The organism is Asticcacaulis sp. P2_B1 (genome assembly GCF_056404915.1).
Window position 1 is genome coordinate 1 of sequence record NZ_JBFUDD010000021.1, and the last position, 19,744, is coordinate 19,744.

Here is a 19,744-nt window from a genome sequence, read left to right on the forward strand (position 1 = left end):
TGGCAATCGGCTGAACGGCTTGGCTGGCAACGACATTCTGATCGGTGGGCTGGGCGACGATACGCTCGATGGCGGAAAAGGTATCGACACTTTGAAGGGCGGCCTTGGCGACGACCGCTATTATCTCGACAGCGCGTCGGACAAGGTCACCGAATATTTCCAGCAGGGCAACGACACCGTCGTGATCAACGGCACCTATACCCTGGGCGCCAGCGTCGAGAATCTGATCATCACAGGCACGGCCGACCGCTTCGGCACCGGCAACAATCTCGACAACCACGTCACCGGCAATGCCGGCAACAATACGCTCGGCGGGGCCGACGGCAATGACACGATCGATGGCGGTCTTGGCGCCGACACCATGCGCGGCGGCCAGGGCAACGACATCTTCATTGTCGATAATGTCAACGACCTCGTCACCGAATATACCGGCCAGGGCACGGACACCGTGTTAAGCTCGGTGAATATCACCCTCGCCGGCAATATTGAGAACCTGACCCTGACCGGCAATACCGGCAGACAGGGCGCCGGCAATGCGCTCGACAATATCATCACCGGCGACACTTCGGCCAATATGCTGTTCGGCAATGACGGCAACGATACTTTGGACGGCGGCGCGGGCGCGGACAATATGTCGGGCGGCAAGGGCAACGACACCTACTATGTCGACAATATCAATGACGGCGTTATCGAGCCCGAGGCAGCCGGCGGCGGCACGGACACGGTCATCACCACCCTTGACTACACCCTGGGCAGCGATATCGAGAACCTGACCCTGGCCGGGACCGCCTTGACCGGCACCGGCAACGCCCTCAACAATATCATTACCGGAAATGCCGGCAACAATAGCCTGGATGGCAAGGCCGGCGCCGACACCCTGGCCGGCGGGCTCGGCAACGACACCTACGCCGTCGACAATGCCGCTGACGCCGTCGTCGAAAACAGCAATGCCGGTACCGACAGCGTCGTCGCCAGTGTCAGCTTTACGCTGGCCAGCAATGTCGAGAACCTGACCCTGACCGGGGCGGCCCTCAATGCCACCGGCAATGCGCTCAACAACAAGCTGACCGGCACCGCCGGCAACAATCTCCTCGACGGCGGCGCCGGCGCCGACACAATGACGGGCGGCGACGGCAACGACACCTATGTCGTCGACAATATCCACGATGTCGTGGTCGAAGCGTCCGCCCAGGGCAATGACACCGTCGTGGCGTCCGTGACCTACACCCTGGGCAATGCCGTCGACGCGCTGACCCTGACCGGCGCGGCCGCCATCGACGGCAACGGCAATGGCCTGAACAATGTCATTATCGGCAATGACGCTGCCAACACTCTACATGGCGGCGGCGGCAATGACCGGCTCAATGGCGGGCTGGGTGCCGATACCCTGGTCGGCGGCACAGGCATCGACGACTACTATGTCGACAATGCCGGCGATGTCGTCATTGAAAATGCCGGTGAAGGCAATGATTCCGTCACCGCGACCATCAACTATACCCTGACGGCGAACGTCGAAACCCTTAGCCTGTCCGGCCCGGGCGCGCTCGACGGTACGGGCAACGACATCAACAATACCCTCTATGGCAATAGCCTCGACAACACACTGAGCGGTGGCGGCGGTACCGACTATCTCTACGGCTTTGCCGGCAACGACCATCTGCTCGGCGGGCAGGATGTCGACTGGCTGCGCGGCGGCGACGGCAATGACGTCCTGGACGGCGGCGCGGCCGGCGACAAGATGGCCGGCGGCCTGGGTGACGACGCCTACTATGTCGACAATAGCGCCGACACGGTCGATGAAAGCGACGGCGGCGGGACCGACACGGTTTACAGCGCCATCGACTACACCCTTGCCGCCGATATCGAAAACCTCGTCCTGACCGGCGCAGCTACCCATGCCACCGGCAACGTCCTGAACAATATGATCGACGGTGGCGCCGGCGCCGACATCATGACCGGCGGCAAGGGCGACGATACCTATATTGTCGACGATGCCGGCGACGCGATCGTCGAACAGATCGGTGAAGGCACGGATACCGCGCGAGCCGCCGTCAGCTATGTCCTCGGCAGTAATGTCGAGAACCTGTTCCTGACCGGCTCCGATGATATCAATGCCACCGGCAATGCGCTCGACAACCTGCTGCGCGGCAATGCCGGCAATAATATGATCGACGGCGTGGCGGGTGTCGATACCGCCGACTACAGCACCAATCAGGCCGTGACGGTCGACCTGTTCGGCGGCACCGCCACCGGCGCCGATATCGGCCACGATACCCTCGCCAATATCGAAAATATTACCGGCAGCGCCTTCGACGATTACCTGACCGGTGACAGCATCGCCAATGTCATCAGCGGCGGCAATGGCAATGACAGCCTGAACGGCGGTACCGGCAGCGACACCCTGATCGGCGGCACAGGCGACGACACCTATTACATCGATAGCGCCGGAGATGCGGTTACCGAGTCCGCTGGTGGAGGCACCGACACGGTCATAACCTCACTCCAGACCTATCGTCTCGGCGCCAATGTCGAAAACCTGGTCATGACCGACTCCAATCACTCCACCGCCACCGGCAATGAACTCGACAATCGCATGACCGGCGGCCTTGGCCGGGACAACATCGATGGCGCCGGCGGCGCCGATACGATGATCGGCGGCTTCGGCGACGACACCTATCATGTCGACAATACTGGCGACGTCATTGTCGAATTCGGCCTTGAGGGCCTCGACACCGTTTATACCACGGTGAACTATACGCTTGGGGCCAATGTCGAAAATCTGATTTTGGAGCCGATTGTCTCGGCGACTAACGGTACCGGCAACGACCTGAACAACCTCATTTTCGGCAATGGTTACGGCAATGTCCTCGACGGCGGTCTGGGGGCGGATCACCTGGTCGGCGGCAGCGGCAACGATACCTATTTTATCGATAATATCGGCGACAGCGTCCTTGAAGTCCGCTTCGGCGGTACGGATACCGTGAAGTCCACCATAGACTATAGCCTGGGGGGCTATGTCGAAAACCTGACCCTGATCGGGTTGCAGGATATTTCGGGCACGGGCAACGAACTGATCAACTTATTGACCGGTAATGCCGGCAATAACAGTCTCTCCGGGCTCGACGGTGCTGATACCCTGGCCGGTGGCGACGGCGACGACACGCTGTCCGGCGATGCCGGTGGCGATACGCTCAAAGGCGGCACCGGCAATGATGCGCTGTCGGGCGGTGACGACATGGATAGCCTCGACGGCGGCGCCGGCGCGGACACCATGACGGGCGGCGCCGGAGACGATACTTACACGGTCGACAGTGTCGGCGACATCGTCAGCGAAAACAGCAACGAAGGGTTCGACGCGGTTTACAGTTCGATCAGCTATGTCATCGGCGTCAATATAGAAAACCTGATTTTACAAGGCTCGGGCAATATTGATGGGACCGGCAATGCCGGCGACAACGGCCTGATCGGCAATAGCGAAAACAACGTCCTCGACGGCGGCGACGGGATCGACAATGTCTTCTACGGCAATGCCGCCACGGCGGTAACCGCCAACCTCGCGACGGGCACCGCGACCGGCGCCGATCAGGGCACCGACACGCTCATCCGCATCGAAAACATTGTCGGCAGTGGCCATGACGATATCCTGACCGGCGATGACAATGTCAATGTGTTGAACGGCGGTTCCGGCAACGACACGATCTCGGGCGGCGCGGGCGACGATACCCTTGTCGGCAGTGATGGCGATGACATCCTGATGGGCGGCACCGGTCATGACACCCTCGATGGCGGCAATGGTAATGACAGCTACTATATCGACTACGATGCCGGCAGCGGTACGTTCGATACAATCGTCGCCAGCAGCGGCTCCGACAGTGTTTTCGTCGCCATGGACTACACCTTGACGCAGGTCATCGCTAACCTGACCCTGCTTGCTGGCGGCGCCTTTAACGGCACCGGCAACAGCAATGGTAATACCCTGTCCGGCAATGACATGAACAACCGGCTGGACGGCATGTACGGCAATGACGCCCTTTACGGCTTCGGCGGCGACGATACGCTTGTCTCATCCGGCCGTCCGGAATTGAACCTGGGTGGTGACGGCAGCGACACCATGACCGGCGGTATCGGCGCTGATACCTTTGTCTTCGCGCCCAACAGCGGCCAGGATATCATCGCCGATTTTTCCTCGGACGAAAGCGATACCATCGACGTCCACGCCTATAATGCGCAGTCCACGGCTGTCATTTCGCAGGTCGACAGCAAGACCGTCATCGATTTCGGCAACGGCAATATGATTATCGTGCCGAACACGACGGCAACCGACCCGGACTTCCTCAGCCACATTGTCTGGTAGGATCGCTCAGCCAAATTTGCGAGGCGCCGGTCCCCGACCATCTCGTTACCGTACAGGCATAAAACACGAAGGATATGATCATGGCGCATATTACTGGCACGGCCGGTGACGATCGTGGGGCGACTGCGCTGCACGGCACGACGGGCGACGATGTCATCGACGGCCTGGCCGGCAATGACGAGCTGGACGGTGGCCTTGGCGCCGACAAGATGCGCGGCGGCACCGGCGACGACACCTATTATGTCGATAATGCCGCCGACGTCGTCACCGAATATTTCGAGCAGGGCACCGACAACGTCATCAGCTCGGTCAGTTTTACCCTGGGCGCCAGCGTTGAGAACCTCACCCTGACCGGGACCAACAACCTCACCGCCACCGGCAACAATCTCGCCAATGTCCTGACCGGCAATGCCGGCGCCAATATCATCGATGGCAGCACCGGCGCCGACACCATGAGCGGCGGCAAGGGCGATGACACCTATTATGTCGACAATATCGGCGACATTGTCACCGAGGCCACCGGCAAGGGTACGGACAGCATTTTTGCCTCGGTCAGCTACAGCCTGGCCGGACAGTTTGTCGAAAACCTGACCCTGACCGGGGCGGCCAATCTGAACGCAACCGGCAACAGCCTGGCCAATAGCCTGACGGGCAATGCCGGCCATAACAGCCTGGATGGCGGGCTGGGCGCCGATACGATGGCGGGTGGCCTCGGCAACGACACCTACCGTGTCGACAATGCCGGCGACGTGGTGACGGAACTGGCCGGCGAAGGCACCGACACGGTCATCACCTCTGTTTCCTACACGCTTTCCGCCAATGTCGAAAACCTGACCTTGGCCGCGGGCGGCGCAGCCAACGGCACTGGCAATGTGCTCGACAATATCCTGCTCGGCAACGGCGGCAACAATACCCTGGATGGCGGCGCCGGCAACGACACGATCGACGGTGGCGCTGGCAGCGACGTGATGCGCGGCGGCACCGGCAACGACACCTACTATGTCAACCCGACACTGGACTTGGTGACGGAACTGGCCGGCCAAGGCACCGATACGGTCTTGAGCGATTGGTCTTTTACTCTGGGCGACAACCTGGAAAACCTGACCCTGATCGGGACGGGCAGTTGGAATGGAACCGGCAACGCGCTCGACAATATCCTCATCGGCAATGGCTCAGCCAACCTGCTGGACGGCGGTGACGGCAATGACACGTTAAACGGCGGCGCCGGCGCCGATACCATGCGTGGCGGCACGGGTAACGACACCTATTACGTCGACGATGTCCACGATGACGTAAAGGAGTATTTCGACCATGGCACTGACCGGGTGATCAGTTCCCTCACCTATGTCCTGGGCGCCAGCGTCGAAAACCTGACCCTGACCGGCGGTACCGATATCGACGGTACGGGTAATAATCTCGACAATGTCATCATCGGCAATGCCGGCAAGAACACCTTCATCGGCGGCACAGGCAACGACACCCTGGATGGCGGGGCCGGGGCCGATAACATGATGGGCGGCGCCGGCGACGACCGTTTCTATGTCGACAATCTTGGCGACATCGTCGGCGAACTGCCCGGCGAGGGCAAGGACTCGGTATGGTCGTCGGTAACCTTTACACTCAGCGATGAGGTCGAGAACCTGACCCTGACGGGCAGCGGTCCTGTCAACGGCACCGGCAACGCGCTCGACAATGTGCTGACGGGTAATACCGGCGTCAATGTCCTGGTCGGCGGCGACGGCAAGGACACGCTGGACGGCGGCATGGGTGCCGACAAGATGAAGGGCGGGCAGGGCGACGACACCTATTATGTCGACAATGCCGGCGACGCCGTGACTGAGTATTTCGAACAAGGCGTCGACCGCGTCTTCAGCTCCGTCAGCTTCACCCTGGGCGCCAGTGTCGAACATCTCACCTTGACGGGCACGGCCAGTACCAACGCTACCGGCAACAATCTCGACAACAGCCTGACCGGCAACAGCGGCGACAATGTCCTCGATGGCGGTACCGGCGCCGATGCTATGACCGGCGGCCTGGGCGACGACAGCTATTATGTCGATAACGCCGCCGATATCGTCAGCGAAAATGTCGGTGCCGGCACGGACACGGTCCATGCGTCGGTAAACTATACCCTGGGCAATTACGTCGAGAACCTGATCCTGACCGGGGACGGCAATATCGGCGGGACCGGCAACAACGCGCAAAACAGCCTGACCGGCAACGCCTTCCGCAACACCCTTCTTGGCAAAGACGGCAATGATATCCTGGATAGCGGCGCCGGTGACGACAAGCTCGACGGCGGCAAGGGCGCCGACACCATGTATGGCGGTGCCGGCAACGACCTGTATATCGTCGATAATTTTGCCGACGTCGTCAGCGAATTGTCGCTCGGTGTCGACCAGGGCGGTGTCGATACGATTCAATCCTCTGTTACCCAGATATTGGCCATTGGACTTGAAAACCTGACCTTGACCGGCACAGCCAATATCGACGGTACGGGCAATGCGGGCGACAATGTCATAACCGGAAATAGTGGCATCAACGTCCTGATCGGCGGCGACGGTAACGATACGATCGAGGGGGGCGGTAATCCATTCCAGTACGATCAGCTTGGCGGCGGTGACGGCAATGACGTGTTGTCGGGAAGCTATGCCAATTTCGATGGCGGCAGGGGCGCCGATACCATGACGGGTTTCGGTACCTTTGTTGTCGACAATGTCGGCGATGTTATTGTCAGTACCGGCTATAGCAGTATCCGCTCTTCCATCAGCTACACGCTCGGCGCCAATATGAACCAGTTGACGCTGACCGGAGATGAGAATCTCGACGGCACCGGCAACAGTTTGAACAACTGGCTGACGGGCAATTCCGGCGACAACGTCCTCGATGGCGCCGGCGGCGTCGATACGGTGAACTATTCCGCTGCCGGGTCAGGCCTGAATATCAATCTCGCGACCGGCATCGCAACGGGCGCCGGTATTGGCCATGACACGCTGATCGGCATTGAAATTGTTATTGCCGGCAACGGGAATGCCACGCTGATCGGTGACGCTGGCGCAAATACCCTTCAAAGTGCCGGCACGAACAATGTTCTGGATGGTGGCGCCGGCGCCGACACCCTGATCGGCTATGGCGGCAATAACATCTTCTATGTCGACAATATCGACGACCGGGTTTATGCGTCCGGCCAGGGCAATATTATCTACTCCTCCGTGTCATATACCATGGCGCCCAATGTCAAGGCGACGCTTACCTTGACCGGGACGGATAACCTGAGCGCGACCGGCAACACTTATCAGGATGTCTTAATCGGCAACACCGGCGCCAATATCCTCGATGGCAGGGCCGGTATTGATGCCCTGACCGGTGGGCTCGGCGCCGATGAATTCTTCTATTCGGCGTCCCAGATCGGCGCAGGGGAGCAGATCAGCGATTTTTCCAGCGACCAGGGCGACATCATTCATATTGTCAGTCCAAACGACATATCCCCGGACTTTTCGCAATCGGGCTCGGACGTCATCATCGCGCTGGACCAGACCCATTTTATCATCGTGGCGGGGGTCACCCTGGACAATGCCTTCCTGACGCACGTCGAAATCAATAATGTCTTCCTGGGGACATGAATTCGGATCAGGACATAATCTCCCTGGCTCAAATATAGTCCGGACTTTGCCGGCCACGTGACAATCCTCGGATAGCGATCGCCGCGGCCATAAAGGCCATCCCGCCTTAGCAAATCAGGTCGTCGAGGGTCTTGTACATAAACGGCTTGCTCTTGCGCTTGGGCGGCTTGCCGACAATTTCGCTCGCTTTCTTCGGCGACAGCCACGCAATCATCCGGCACTGCACGTCGATCACCAGTTTAGCGGCCTCATTCAGCGCCTTGGTCTTGGCCGCCAACTGCGGATCGCTCGCATCGACCAGGACCTTGACATCCCTTTGGTAGTCTTCGGCGATCACCTGACACGCCGCCCATCGCGCCTCGGCCTGGGCTTCCCGGGCCGCATGATACTTGTCGTGGAAGTCGGGATAGAGCTGGACCCACAGATAGATGGTGCTTTCGCTCGGCAGGGTCATGTCGGCGGCCACCATCCGCTTCAATCCGATTGTGCTGACCGCAATCAGCTGGCAAACCCGCTCAGCCAGCTTTTCCGAATAGGTGCTGCGCGGGCGCCGCTCTGTCTTTGTCTCTGTGGTCATGGAAGGCCCTCCTCAGGCATAAAAAAGCCCCACCGGCCAAAGACCGTGGGGTTGATTTCGTTCGCAACACTGGATGCTGAGGAAAGGCTACCAAGCTTGCCGTGCCATGTCAACGGGAAAAATACGAAATATGATAATACATTTCACGCATCGTAATTATGCGGCAATATAATACCATTCAAGAATTGCTATATTGAGATTCGGAGCGTCGGTTTTCCGCCAATCCGGACACAGCCACTCCGAATCAAGGATTCGCGGTTTCGGCCATTACATCCGTGTCGCAAACTTCGCCTATGATCCTAAGCCCATGCGCCCCCACCGCCTAACCGCAGATCGTTGCCTCACACGCCAGAGGGGAAATCACTTGGCGCGAACCGTCCCGCTGGGTGACATGGGCCCACCTGTAACCCGGCAGCGGCGGCGCCGGTCGTACCCCTCGGGCCCACGCGCTCCGATGGCATGAAGCGTGCAAGCTTAACGACAATTCACCATTTTCGGGACACATCACATGGCCACCTATACCGGCACCTGGGACCACGACAACTTCGTCGGCACGAACGGCGACGACACTTTCCTCAATATCAAGGGCGGCGACACGGTCGACGGCGGCGCAGGCTCGGACACGATTTCGATCGACCTCAGCTATACCAATCTTGCCGTCAACTATAATGCCGTGGCCGCGGCGACAGCCACCGGCACAGCGCCGCTGCAATATATGTCGGTCAAGAATGTCGAACATCTCGGCCTGCTGCAAACCGGCGGCGGTGACGACAGCCTGAAGATCTCGGTGGCCCAGGGCGCCTTCGAATGGCAGGCCGGCGCCGGCACCGACACCTTGAAAATCGACTTCAGCGCCGCGACCTCCGGCATCCGCACCCACTATGCCGGCGCCGGTGCTTTCAGCGTCCACGCCGACCAGTGGGGCGACAGTGTCTACGGCGAAGCCTCCGGCATCGAAGCCGTGCAGGTCACCGGCAGCGCCTGCGCCGACGATATCCGCGGCACCGACGGCAATGACGTGCTTAAGGGCGGAGCCGGCGACGACCTGCTCGATCCGGGCAAGGGCGGCAGCGACGAAGTCGACGGCGGCGCCGGTTTCGACAAACTCACTTTCGACTATTCCGCCGTCACCACGCGCATCGACGTCAATGCCATGGGCATGGACACACCACTCTACGGCAATAACCTGATCGTCGACGGCAAGACCGTCCACATCGTCAATGTCGAAGGCCTCGGCACCATTACGACAGGCTCCGGCGACGACCGCCTGCAGGTCGACGCCTCGGTCGGCACCTTTACCTGGTGGGGCGGCACAGGCAGCGACGAGCTCTTCGTCAATTACGGCGACTCGGCCTCCGGCGTCACCGTGTCCAATGTCGCCAGCCCGGACGGGTGGATGACGCGCCTCTATACCGCCGACATGCCGGCCGGTTTCTACGGCCAGGCCTATCAGATCGAAAGCCTGACCTTCTACGGCTCCAAATTCGCCGATAACGTCCAGGGGACGCTCGGCAACGACATGATCAACGGCAAGGAAGGCGCCGACCGTATGGAAGGCCTTGGCGGCGACGACGGCTATGTCGTCGACAATGCCGGCGACGTCATCGACGAAAAGGCCAATGGCGGCAACGACACGGTCCTCACCGACCTCATCAGCTATACCCTCGGCGCCAATGTCGAAAATCTCTTTTTCGGCGGCTATGGCGACGCGGCCGGCACCGGCAACGGCCTGAACAATACCATCACCGGCAATGAAGGCGCCAACACCCTGAAGGGCCTGGCCGGCGATGACGTGCTCGATGGCAAGCTGGGCGCCGACACCATGACCGGCGGCCTCGGCGACGACACCTACTATGTCGACAATGCGCTCGATCTGGTCATCGAATCCGCAGGGCAGGGGACCGATCGCGTCGTGTCGTCGATCAGCTTCAGCCTGTCCGGCACCTTTATCGAGAACCTGCAACTGACCGGTGCCAATGCCTGGAACGCCACCGGTAATTCCCTGGCCAATACGCTGAACGGCAACGGCCTCGACAATATCCTCGACGGCGGTTTCGGCGCCGACGTCATGGCCGGCGGCTACGGTAACGACCGCTATGTCGTCGACAATGCCGGCGATGTCGTCACGGAATTGAACGGCCAGGGCACGGACGAAATCGCCGCCTCGGTCAGCTATTCGCTGGCCGGCGGCTTCGTCGAAAAGCTGTTGCTGACGGGCAGCGCTAATCTGAACGGCACCGGCAATTCGCTGGCCAACACGTTGCGCGGCAATCTTGGCGCCAACGTGCTGAACGGCGGCCAGGGTGACGACAGCCTGACCGGCAATGCCGGCGCCGACACCTTCGTTTTCACCAGCCACAGCGGCCACGACACCATCACCGACTTCTCTCTGAGTGACGGCGACAAGATCGACGTCAACGCCTATACCCATGGTACGGCCCATGCGGCCTATATCACTCAAGTGGGTACGGACGTGCAGATCGACCTGGGCGGCGGCAATGTCGTCACGATCACCGGCGCCGTCGTCGCCGACGTCTCCAGCCATATGATCTGGTAAAAAACACCTTTAGGCGCAAGAGTTCCTCTTATCCCTTCTCCCCACCTGAGGGGAGAGGGTGGCCCGAAGGACCGGGTGAGGGGTTCTTTCTTCCCTAAAGCCTTCTCGACAAAAAAAGCGTCGGCGGAAACTCTCCGCCGGCGCTTTTTCATCCACAAACCAGGGATCTTACCAGACCATATGCGCCGTGACATCGGCGACGGTCGCCGCCGTCACCGTAATCACATTGGTGCCGCCCAGATTGATATGCACATCGCCGCCGACCTGGACGATATAGGCCGTGTGCGCTGTCCCGTGGGTATAGGCGTTGACATTGATATGATCGTTCTGCGCCGCCGTAAAATCGCTGATCGTATCCGCCCCGCTCGACGTGCTGAACAGGAAAGTGTCGGCGCCCGAGCCGCCGGTCAGGGTGTCGTGGCCATAGCCGCCGTTCAGCGTATTGGCGCCGGTATTGCCGATCAGGATATTGTCGAGTCCGTTGCCGGTGGCGCTGATCGCGCCGGTGCCGGTCAGGGTCATGTTTTCGACGACACGTCCAGCCAGGGTGTAGGTCACCGAGCTGAAGATCTTGTCGACGCCCTGGCCGGTCGCTTCATTGACGACATCGCCAACATTGTCGACATAAAAGGTGTCGTCGCCATCACCGCCGGTCATGGTGTCGGCGCCGCCCATGCCGTTCAAAACATTGTTGCCGCTGTTACCGAGCAAGGCGTTGACCAGGCTGTTGCCGGTACCATTGAAATTGCCGGTTCCAACCAGATTCAGGGTCTCGATGGACTGGCCGGCTATACTGTAGGAGACCCCGGCATTGACGGTGTCGGTGCCGCCGCTGGCGGCCTCGATCACGACATCGCCGGCGTCATAAACGACATAGGTGTCGTCGCCCAAACCGCCGCGCATGGTGTCGGCCCCGGCGGCGCCGTCCAGCACATTATTGCCGGCATTGCCGGTCAGGTTGTTGACCAGACTGTTGCCGGTGCCATTGATATTGCCAGCACCGGTCAGGGTCAGGTTTTCCAGGTTGCTGCCCAGGGTGTAGGTCACCGAGCTCTGGACAGTGTCATTGCCGGCATTGGTGTATTCCGTGAGGGTGTCGCCGCCGTCGGTAACATAAGTGTCGTCGCCGGCGCCGCCCTTCATGATGTCCGTCCCGCCGCCGCCATTCAGCGTGTCCTTGCCATCGCCGCCGACCAGCGAATTGTTGCCGGTATTGCCGGTCAGGATGTTGTCGAGACTGTTGCCGACGCCCTTGATCCCGGCCGTGCCGGTCAGGGTCAGGTTCTCGACATCGGCGCCCAGCGTATAGTCGATCGCGGCCATGACCGTGTCGGTCCCGGCGCCGGAGTCTTCGGTGACCACGTCGCCGCTGCTGTCGACGACATAGGTGTCGTTGCCCATGCCGCCCGACATGGTGTCGGCGCCGGCCAGGCCATTGAGGACATTATTGCCGCTGTTGCCGGTCAGCACATTGACCATGCCGTTGCCGGTGGCGTTGATATTGCCGGTGCTGAACAGGACCATGTTCTCGACACTGGCGTCCAGGGTGAAGCTGACCCTGGCATTGACCGTATCGGTGCCCTGGCCGGTATATTCGCGCACGATGTCGCCGGTATTGTCGACATAATAGGTGTCGTTGCCGGCGGCGCCGCGCATGACATCGGCGCCCGTGCCGCCATCGATGAAGTCGTTGCCGGTATTGCCGGTGAGGGTGTCGTTGCCGGCGAAGCCGAACATGAAATTGGCGGTGCCCGCGGCGCCGGTCAGGGTATTGGCATGACTGTCGCCGACGTTCTTTTGCAATGAGGTCGCGGTCAGGGTGGCGACATAATCGTTGGTGACCATGGATGGCGGATCGAGCAGGCCGGTGACGCTCTGCTGCCCGGCCAGCATGACGTGTTCTGTGTCGGGCGATACGCTTTCGAGTAAAAAGCCGTTGGTATAGAAGTTCTGGAGATCGAAGTTCGGCCCGTAGACCGTGCCCGACGATCCGGACGTCAGCAGGGTTGCGGCAAAGGTGGCCATGTCGATGACATAGATGGAGGTCGTGGTCGCCGAAATCCCGCCGTTCAACAGGGCGGCGTTGTCGTCGTTTTCATTGTGATAGGTGACCGACAGGACCAGCTTGTTATTATTGTCGGCAAATTGCGCGCTGTATTCGTAGACGTCGCCGTCGCGATGGGCGTCGGCCGTAAAGATCCGTGTCGTCGTCCCCGTCGCCACGTCCTTGAAAAACACATCCGCAGAACCATTGGTGTCGCCGGTCACCAGATTGGTCGACTCGCCGGAAAATACGATCTTCATGCCGTCCAAAGTCGCCGTCTGGATTTCGGATTCGGCATTGCCGATCACGCCGGCCGAACTGCTCGACAGCAGAGTGACCACGCCCGTGGTCAGGTTTTTGCTGAAAATATCTATGCCGCCATTGGTGTCGCCGCTGGCCAGATTGGTGCCGTCGCTGAGGAACAGCATGGTATTGCCGTTGGCGGTAATATAGAGCGGCGCACTGCTGCCGTTGATCTGGGCGCCGGCCGTGGTCGTCGAAATCCGCGTCATGGCGCCGGTCGTGACATTTTTCATGAAGATGTCGGTGCCGCTATTGGTGTCGCCGGTGACCAGGTTGCTGGCGGCGCTGAACACATAGACCTTGCTGTCGTCGGCCGAGATCTGCAGGCCGTAGGAGGCGCCGTTGCCGATCACGCCGGCTGTGCTGGACGATACCAGGGTGATCGCGCCGGTGGTCAGGTTCTTGATGAAGACGTCATTGGTACCGTTGGTGTCGTTGGCGATGAGATTGCTCGAATCGCTGACCAGGAGGACCTTGGTCTCGTCGTGCATGAACTGGCCGAAGCTGAAGAAGCCATTGCCGTGGACGCCGGTTGCGCTGGTGTCGACCTGTTGCACGACACCGGTGGTCAGGTTCTTGTAATAGAGGGATTGGCCGTAAGGCGTGCCGTTGCCGCTGCCGCCGGCGAACAGGTTGGTGGCGCTGCTGCTGAACAACAAGCCGTTACCGTTGGTGGTCATGCCCTCGAAGCTGGAATCGCCGTTGGCTTGCGCGCCCGTCGATGTCGTGGAGATCCGGGTGATGGCGCCGGTCGTCAGGTTTTTCAGGAAGATGTCGTTCTTGGTATTCGTGTCGCCGGCAATCAGGTTATCGGCGTCGCTGTCGATGACGACACTGGTGTCGGTCAGGAAACCGGCCGTGGACATGCCATTGCCGGCGACGCCGGCGGCGGAGCTGGTGGCCAGCAACAGGTCGGGATCGGTGCTGGTGATGGCGTCGTCCAAGGACGCGTCGAGGCCGTGGGACATCTTCATGTGGATCTCCTGGAGAGCGGAAAAGTTGGGACGCTGATGACAGAACGCGGGTCTTCAAACAAGGGCTGCAGGGTGCTTGCGTACCTTAAATTTATGTCATGACATTTTTTTTATTTAATAAAAAAGGCAGCGGCTGCGCTAGCCACTGCCTTTACTATAGCAAAATATAGCCCCGTTACCAGACCATATGAGCGCTGACATCGGCGACCGTGGCGCCGGTCACGGTGATGACATTGCTGCCGCCGAGATGGATCTGCACATCGCCGCCGGCCTGGACGATATAGGCCGTATGCGCCGTGCCGGACGTATAGGCATGGACATTGATGCTGTCGCCTTGTGCAGCCGAGAAATCCGTAATCGTATCCGCGCCGCTGGCCGTGCCGAACAGGAAAATATCGGCCCCGCCGTGTCCGGTCAGGGTGTCCGCGCCATAGCCACCGTTCAGCACATTGGCGGCATTGTTGCCGCTGAGCGTATTGTTCAGACTGTTGCCGGTGGCGTTAACCGCGGCTGTGCCGTTCAAGGTCAGGGTTTCAACAAAGCGTCCAGCCAGGCTATAGCTGACCGAGGAAATGATCGTATCGCTACCCTCGCCGTTAGCTTCGGCCACGACATCGCCGATGTTATCGACATAATAGCTATCGTCGCCCAGTCCACCGATCATGCTATCAGCACCGCCCTTGCCATCGAGGATATTGTCGCCGCTGTTGCCAGTGAGGGTATTGACCAGGGAGTTTCCTGTGCCGTTGATATTTCCGGCACCGGTCAGGGTCAGGTTTTCGATATGTTGGCCTGACAGCGAAAAGCTGACCGATGCCTTGACCGTATCTGTACCGCTGTCGATCGTTTCGAAGACCGTATCGCCGGCATTGTCGACGATATAGGTGTCATCGCCCCGACCGCCAGCCATGATATCGGAGCCGTCGCCGCCGTCGAGGACATCGGCGCCTGAGGTGCCATAGACCAGATTGTCGCCAATGCCATCGGTGGAGTGGCTGAAGACGCGTTGGACAATATCCACGCCCGTGCCGTCGTGAAAAGCACTCCAGGTAACGACAAAGCCGCCGTCGGCCAGCGCCGTCATCTGCGGCGCGATACCGTCATCCGAGGTCTCACCGGCAAATATGGCCGGCCCCAATAGGGCACCGTGATCGTCGTAATGGTGTACGAAGATGCCCGACTTGCCGTCATAGGTCTGGGTGACGGCGATGGCCAGGCTGCGATCGCTGAGCACTGCCATGGCCGGCTTTGTCAGTGCGGAGTAGGTGCCCGGCGGCAGTTCGGTGATAGATCCGACTCTATGGCCGCCCGCATTATAGCGCTGGAAATAATAGCCGCCGGTTTCGGGGCCGCGATAGTAGGTCCAGGCAATCACATAGCCACCGTCGGCGGTAGCCGTGATCTGCGGAAGAGCCTGCTGGTCGTAAAATGTTGTCCCAGGGACGCTGACCGTCTGCGTCGCCGCTAAGGGCGTACCATCGGCCTGGAAGTGGCGGGCTAGGATCGCACTAAATCCCCACGTGATCACATAGCTGCCATCGGCCAGTACGGCGATGTCACTATAACTGTCTGTCCCGATCTCCATTTCGCCGCTGATGGCATGACCGTCGCCATCGTAAAGACGTTGAAAAACGTGAGTCTGCGTGTCGGTGCCGACCGTGATATCGACGTTCCATGTTACGATAAAACCGCCGCCGGGTTGGCCGATGACCGCGGGATTGTCATAGCCGGCATCGGTCGTGCTGTTGACTTGGGATGAGGTTACGACGGCACCGGCGCTATTATAGGTCTGCACCATAACCCCGTTACCCTGACCGTCATCGACGTTTTGCCAGACGATGACAAATCCGCCATTGGCGAGACCGGCGGCATCGGGATTAGCCTGGGTGCCGGTGGTGTTCGCTGTGTTGATCAGGGTTTCGGCGCCGATCTTGCTGCCATCGGCATCGTAACGCTGGAAGAAGGTCTCTGCCGTCCCGGCGCCGTCGCCGGCACCTTGCCAGACGATGACATAACCGCCATCGTCTAGGGTCGYGATCCGGGAAAATCTTTGGTTGCCGGCGGTGGAGGTCGAGACGAGGGTCTCGGGCGTAAGATTCAAACGACTCATGGCGGGCTCCGAGAATGCGCCCAGCCTAAGGTCACGGTCTTAAGATGCGGTATTTTATCAGGGTATGCGAAACCTTAAACCGGCGCTTAGCCGGTCTCCGGCTAGCCCCGTTACCAGACCATATGAGCGCTGACATCGGCGATGGTGGTGCCGGTTACTGTGATGACATTGGCGCCGCCGAGATGGATCTGCACATCGCCGCCGACCTGGCTGATCACCGCCGTCGCCCGGGCCAGATAGGCATGGACGTTGATGGTATCGCCCTGACTGGCCGAAAAGTCGGTGATGGTGTCTAAACCGCTGGCCGTGCCGAAAAGGAAGGTATCGGCGCCCAATCCGCCGGTCAGGGTGTCGGCGCCATAACCGCCGTTCAGCACATTGGCGGCCTTGTTGCCGCTGATCACATTGGCCAGGCTGTTGCCGGTGGCATCGGCCGTGTCCGGGCCGATCAGGGTCATGTTTTCGACGAAGCGGTCCGCCAGGCTGTAGGTTATGGAGCTATAGACGATATCGCTGCCTTCGCCGGTCGTTTCGATGACGTCATCGCCGGCATTGTCGACATAGTAGCTGTCGTTGCCTTCGTGTCCGCGCATGACATCGGCGCCGTAACCGCCGTTCAGGACATTGTCGCCGCTGTTGCCGACAAGTCTGTTATCCAGGCTATTGCCGGTGCCATTGGTATTCCCGGCTCCGGTCAGGATCAGTCTTTCGCTCAACCCGCCGGCCAGGCTGTAGGTGACGGAGGCCCTTACCGTGTCTGTGCCCGCATTGACGCCTTCCTGCACCACGTCGCCGGCATTGTCGACGATATAGGTGTCGTTGCCGCGTCCGCCGGCCATGGTGTCGGCCCCGGCGGCGCCATCCAGCACATTATTGCGGGTATTCCCCGTCAGGATATTGTTCAGGGCGTTGCCCGTGCCGTTGATATTGCCGCTGCTGGTGAGGGTCAGGTTTTCGAGATAGCTGCCCAGACTATAGGTGACCGAGCTCCGCACGGTGTCGGTGCCCTCATAGGCGTTTTCGCCGATGGTGTCGTTGCCGTCCGTGACATAGGTGTCGTCGCCTAAGCCGCCGCGCAGGATATTGTGACCGGTATTGCCGGTCAGAACATTGGCCAGCCCATTACCGGTGCCGTTGATATCGGCCGTACCGGTGAGGGTGAGGTTTTCAATATTGTCGCCCAAACTGTAGTTGAGATGGGTAACGATCGTATCGCTGCCGGCGCCCACGCCTTCGGTGACCACGTCATGAAGACTGTCGACGATATACATGTCGTCACCCAGGCCGCCCGACAACTGGTCGTCGCCGGTGCCGCCGTCGAGGCGGTCATTGCCGCCCCCGGCGGCCAGGCTGTCGTCCCCGCTTCCGCCGAGCAAGGTATTGATGGTATCGTCGCCAATGAGCGTATCGGCGAAATCCGAACCCGTCAGGTTCTCGATGGATACGAGAATGTCCTGGCCGGCGCCGCCGGTGTCTTGCAGGACGGATTGAAGCGTGAGATCGACGTGAACGCCATGGTCCGACCGGCTATAGGCGGCTGTGTCGATACCGGCGCCGCCATCCATACGATCATTGTCGCTATTGCCGATGAGGATGTCGTTACCGTCACGGCCGAACATGTCGTTAACGCCAGGGCCGCCGGTCAGCACGTTATCGTGGCTGTCGCCGATATTATCCTGCAGGGAGGTCGTGTTTAAGGGGGCGACATAGACATTGGTGACATTCACCGGGATTAAAGGCACCCCATTTTGCACCTCATTGAGCACAAGATGGTCTCCGTCAGGCGAGAGGCCGGCCAACAGGAGCCAGTCGACATACCGGGCTGCCACCACGCCGCCGGGCTGATAGATCATGCCCTGGGCGCCCGAAGTCAGGGTCGTCGTCGTGTGCGCGACCAGATCGATAAGATAAATCGTGCTCGTATAGATCGAGGCGCCGCCGTCCTGCCAGGCGGTATGTTCGTCGTTATCGTTACCGCGTTCGACCGTCAGGATGATCTTGCTGCCATTGTCGGCATATTGCGCACGATAGCTGGTGGAATCGCGGCTGCGATAAGGGTCGGCAGAAAAGATGCGGGTTGTCGTGCCGGTCACCATATCCTTGATGAACACATCGGGCGCGCCATTGGTGTCACCCGCGACCAGATTGGTGGCCTGGCTGTAAAAAAGGACAGTCTTGCCATCGTCATCCACCGCCAAAACACCGGATATATTGCTGTTGCCCAACTCTCCGGCCGAATTGGTAGCTATGGGCGTGACCAAACCGGTGATGAGGTTTTTGGAAAAAATATTGCAAAGGCCGGCGTCGAGATTGGTGGCGGTGGTTGTGAAGATCAGGGTGCTGTCGTCGTGGCTGATATAGTTGGCAGCACTGAAGCCGTTGAGCTGGCCTCCGCTGGAGGTGGTCGACAACCGGGTCATGACGCCGGTCGTCAGGTCTTTCATGAAAATGTCGTTGGCGCGGTTGGTGTCCTTGGCGACCAGGTTGGTCGCCGAGCTCCAGAGATAAACCTTGCTGTCGTCGGCCGAGAAGCCCAGGTCACTGCAATAATAATCGCCGATCACGCCCTTGGAACTGGATGAGACGGCGGTCACGGCGCCGGTCGTCAAGTCCTTGATATAGATGTTTCTATGGCCCCCGCCCAGGCCCATATCCCCGGAGGTTGTGATCAGGACCTTTGTCTGATCATGCATGAAGTGCGCGGAAATATTACTGTCGACGCTGGGCACGCCGGTGGCGCTGGTGTCGACCTGTCGCACAAGGCCGGTCGTCAAGTCCTTGAGAAAGAGCCCGTAATCGCCGTAGAAGCCGAAATAGAGAATGCCGTTGCCGTCACTGGTGACGTCGCAAAAACTGGCGCTATGGACGGTTTGCTCGGCGCTCTGTTCCGTAATCTCTGTAATGGCCCCCGTCGTCAGGTCTTTCACAAAAATGTCGAACCCGATATTGGTATCGCCGGAAACCAGGTTCCTGGCGTTGCTGGTAATATAGGCGAAGTTGCCGCGCACCTCGGCATAGGAGGTGCCGTCTCCGGCGACGCCGTCGGCTGAACTGGTGACGAGGATAAGGCCCGGGTCGGCGCCGGTGACCTGCTCGGTGGCAACGGACTCGATGCGTGTCTGGGAACGCGACATGAATAGCTCCCTAAGTTGTATAAGCCTTCATGCCAGATACCTAGGCGCCCCACAAGGTGTGGGCCGAT

At 59.9% G+C, this 19,744-nt stretch carries 7 protein-coding genes; 3 read left to right on the top strand and 4 right to left on the bottom strand.

Translation table 11 applies throughout. The features are described from left to right. The coding region (locus AC1DX3_RS23675) for a beta strand repeat-containing protein (RefSeq protein ID WP_476991827.1) at positions 1-4,354 on the top strand (4,354 nt) is incomplete at its 5' end. 80 nt (positions 4,355-4,434) lie between these two features. Continuing rightward, a complete protein-coding gene (locus AC1DX3_RS23680) occupies positions 4,435-7,977 on the top strand; it encodes a beta strand repeat-containing protein (protein ID WP_476991828.1) in 3,543 nt (1,180 codons plus the stop codon). Between the two features lie 106 nt (positions 7,978-8,083). Here the strand turns inward: AC1DX3_RS23680 and AC1DX3_RS23685 are convergent, their stop codons facing one another. Next, on the bottom strand, positions 8,084-8,554 hold the full coding sequence (locus tag AC1DX3_RS23685; RefSeq protein WP_476991829.1) for a terminase small subunit-like protein: 471 nt from the start codon (positions 8,552-8,554) through the stop codon (positions 8,084-8,086). A gap of 508 nt (positions 8,555-9,062) precedes the next feature. Between AC1DX3_RS23685 and AC1DX3_RS23690 the strand changes: the two genes are divergently transcribed. Next, entirely contained in the window at positions 9,063-11,111 is a 2,049-nt protein-coding gene (locus AC1DX3_RS23690; RefSeq protein ID WP_476991830.1) for a calcium-binding protein, read from the top strand. 168 nt (positions 11,112-11,279) lie between these two features. On the opposite strand, the gene AC1DX3_RS23695 is transcribed toward AC1DX3_RS23690, so the two are convergent. The 3 genes from AC1DX3_RS23695 to AC1DX3_RS23705 all read right to left on the bottom strand — a co-directional run bounded on the left by AC1DX3_RS23695 (position 11,280) and on the right by AC1DX3_RS23705 (position 19,676). After that, positions 11,280-14,432 (bottom strand): beta strand repeat-containing protein, encoded by a 3,153-nt coding sequence (locus AC1DX3_RS23695; RefSeq protein ID WP_476991831.1) that lies wholly within the window; start codon positions 14,430-14,432, stop codon positions 11,280-11,282. Between the two features lie 175 nt (positions 14,433-14,607). Next, positions 14,608-16,542, bottom strand: a complete 1,935-nt coding sequence (locus AC1DX3_RS23700) for a calcium-binding protein (RefSeq protein WP_476991832.1) — start codon at positions 16,540-16,542, stop codon at positions 14,608-14,610. Positions 16,543-16,652: 110 nt separating this feature from the next. Continuing rightward, positions 16,653-19,676 carry a beta strand repeat-containing protein gene (locus AC1DX3_RS23705; RefSeq protein WP_476991833.1) on the bottom strand — a complete coding sequence of 1,008 codons (3,024 nt, stop codon included), beginning with the start codon at positions 19,674-19,676 and terminating at the stop codon, positions 16,653-16,655. Positions 19,677-19,744: the final 68 nt, after the last annotated feature.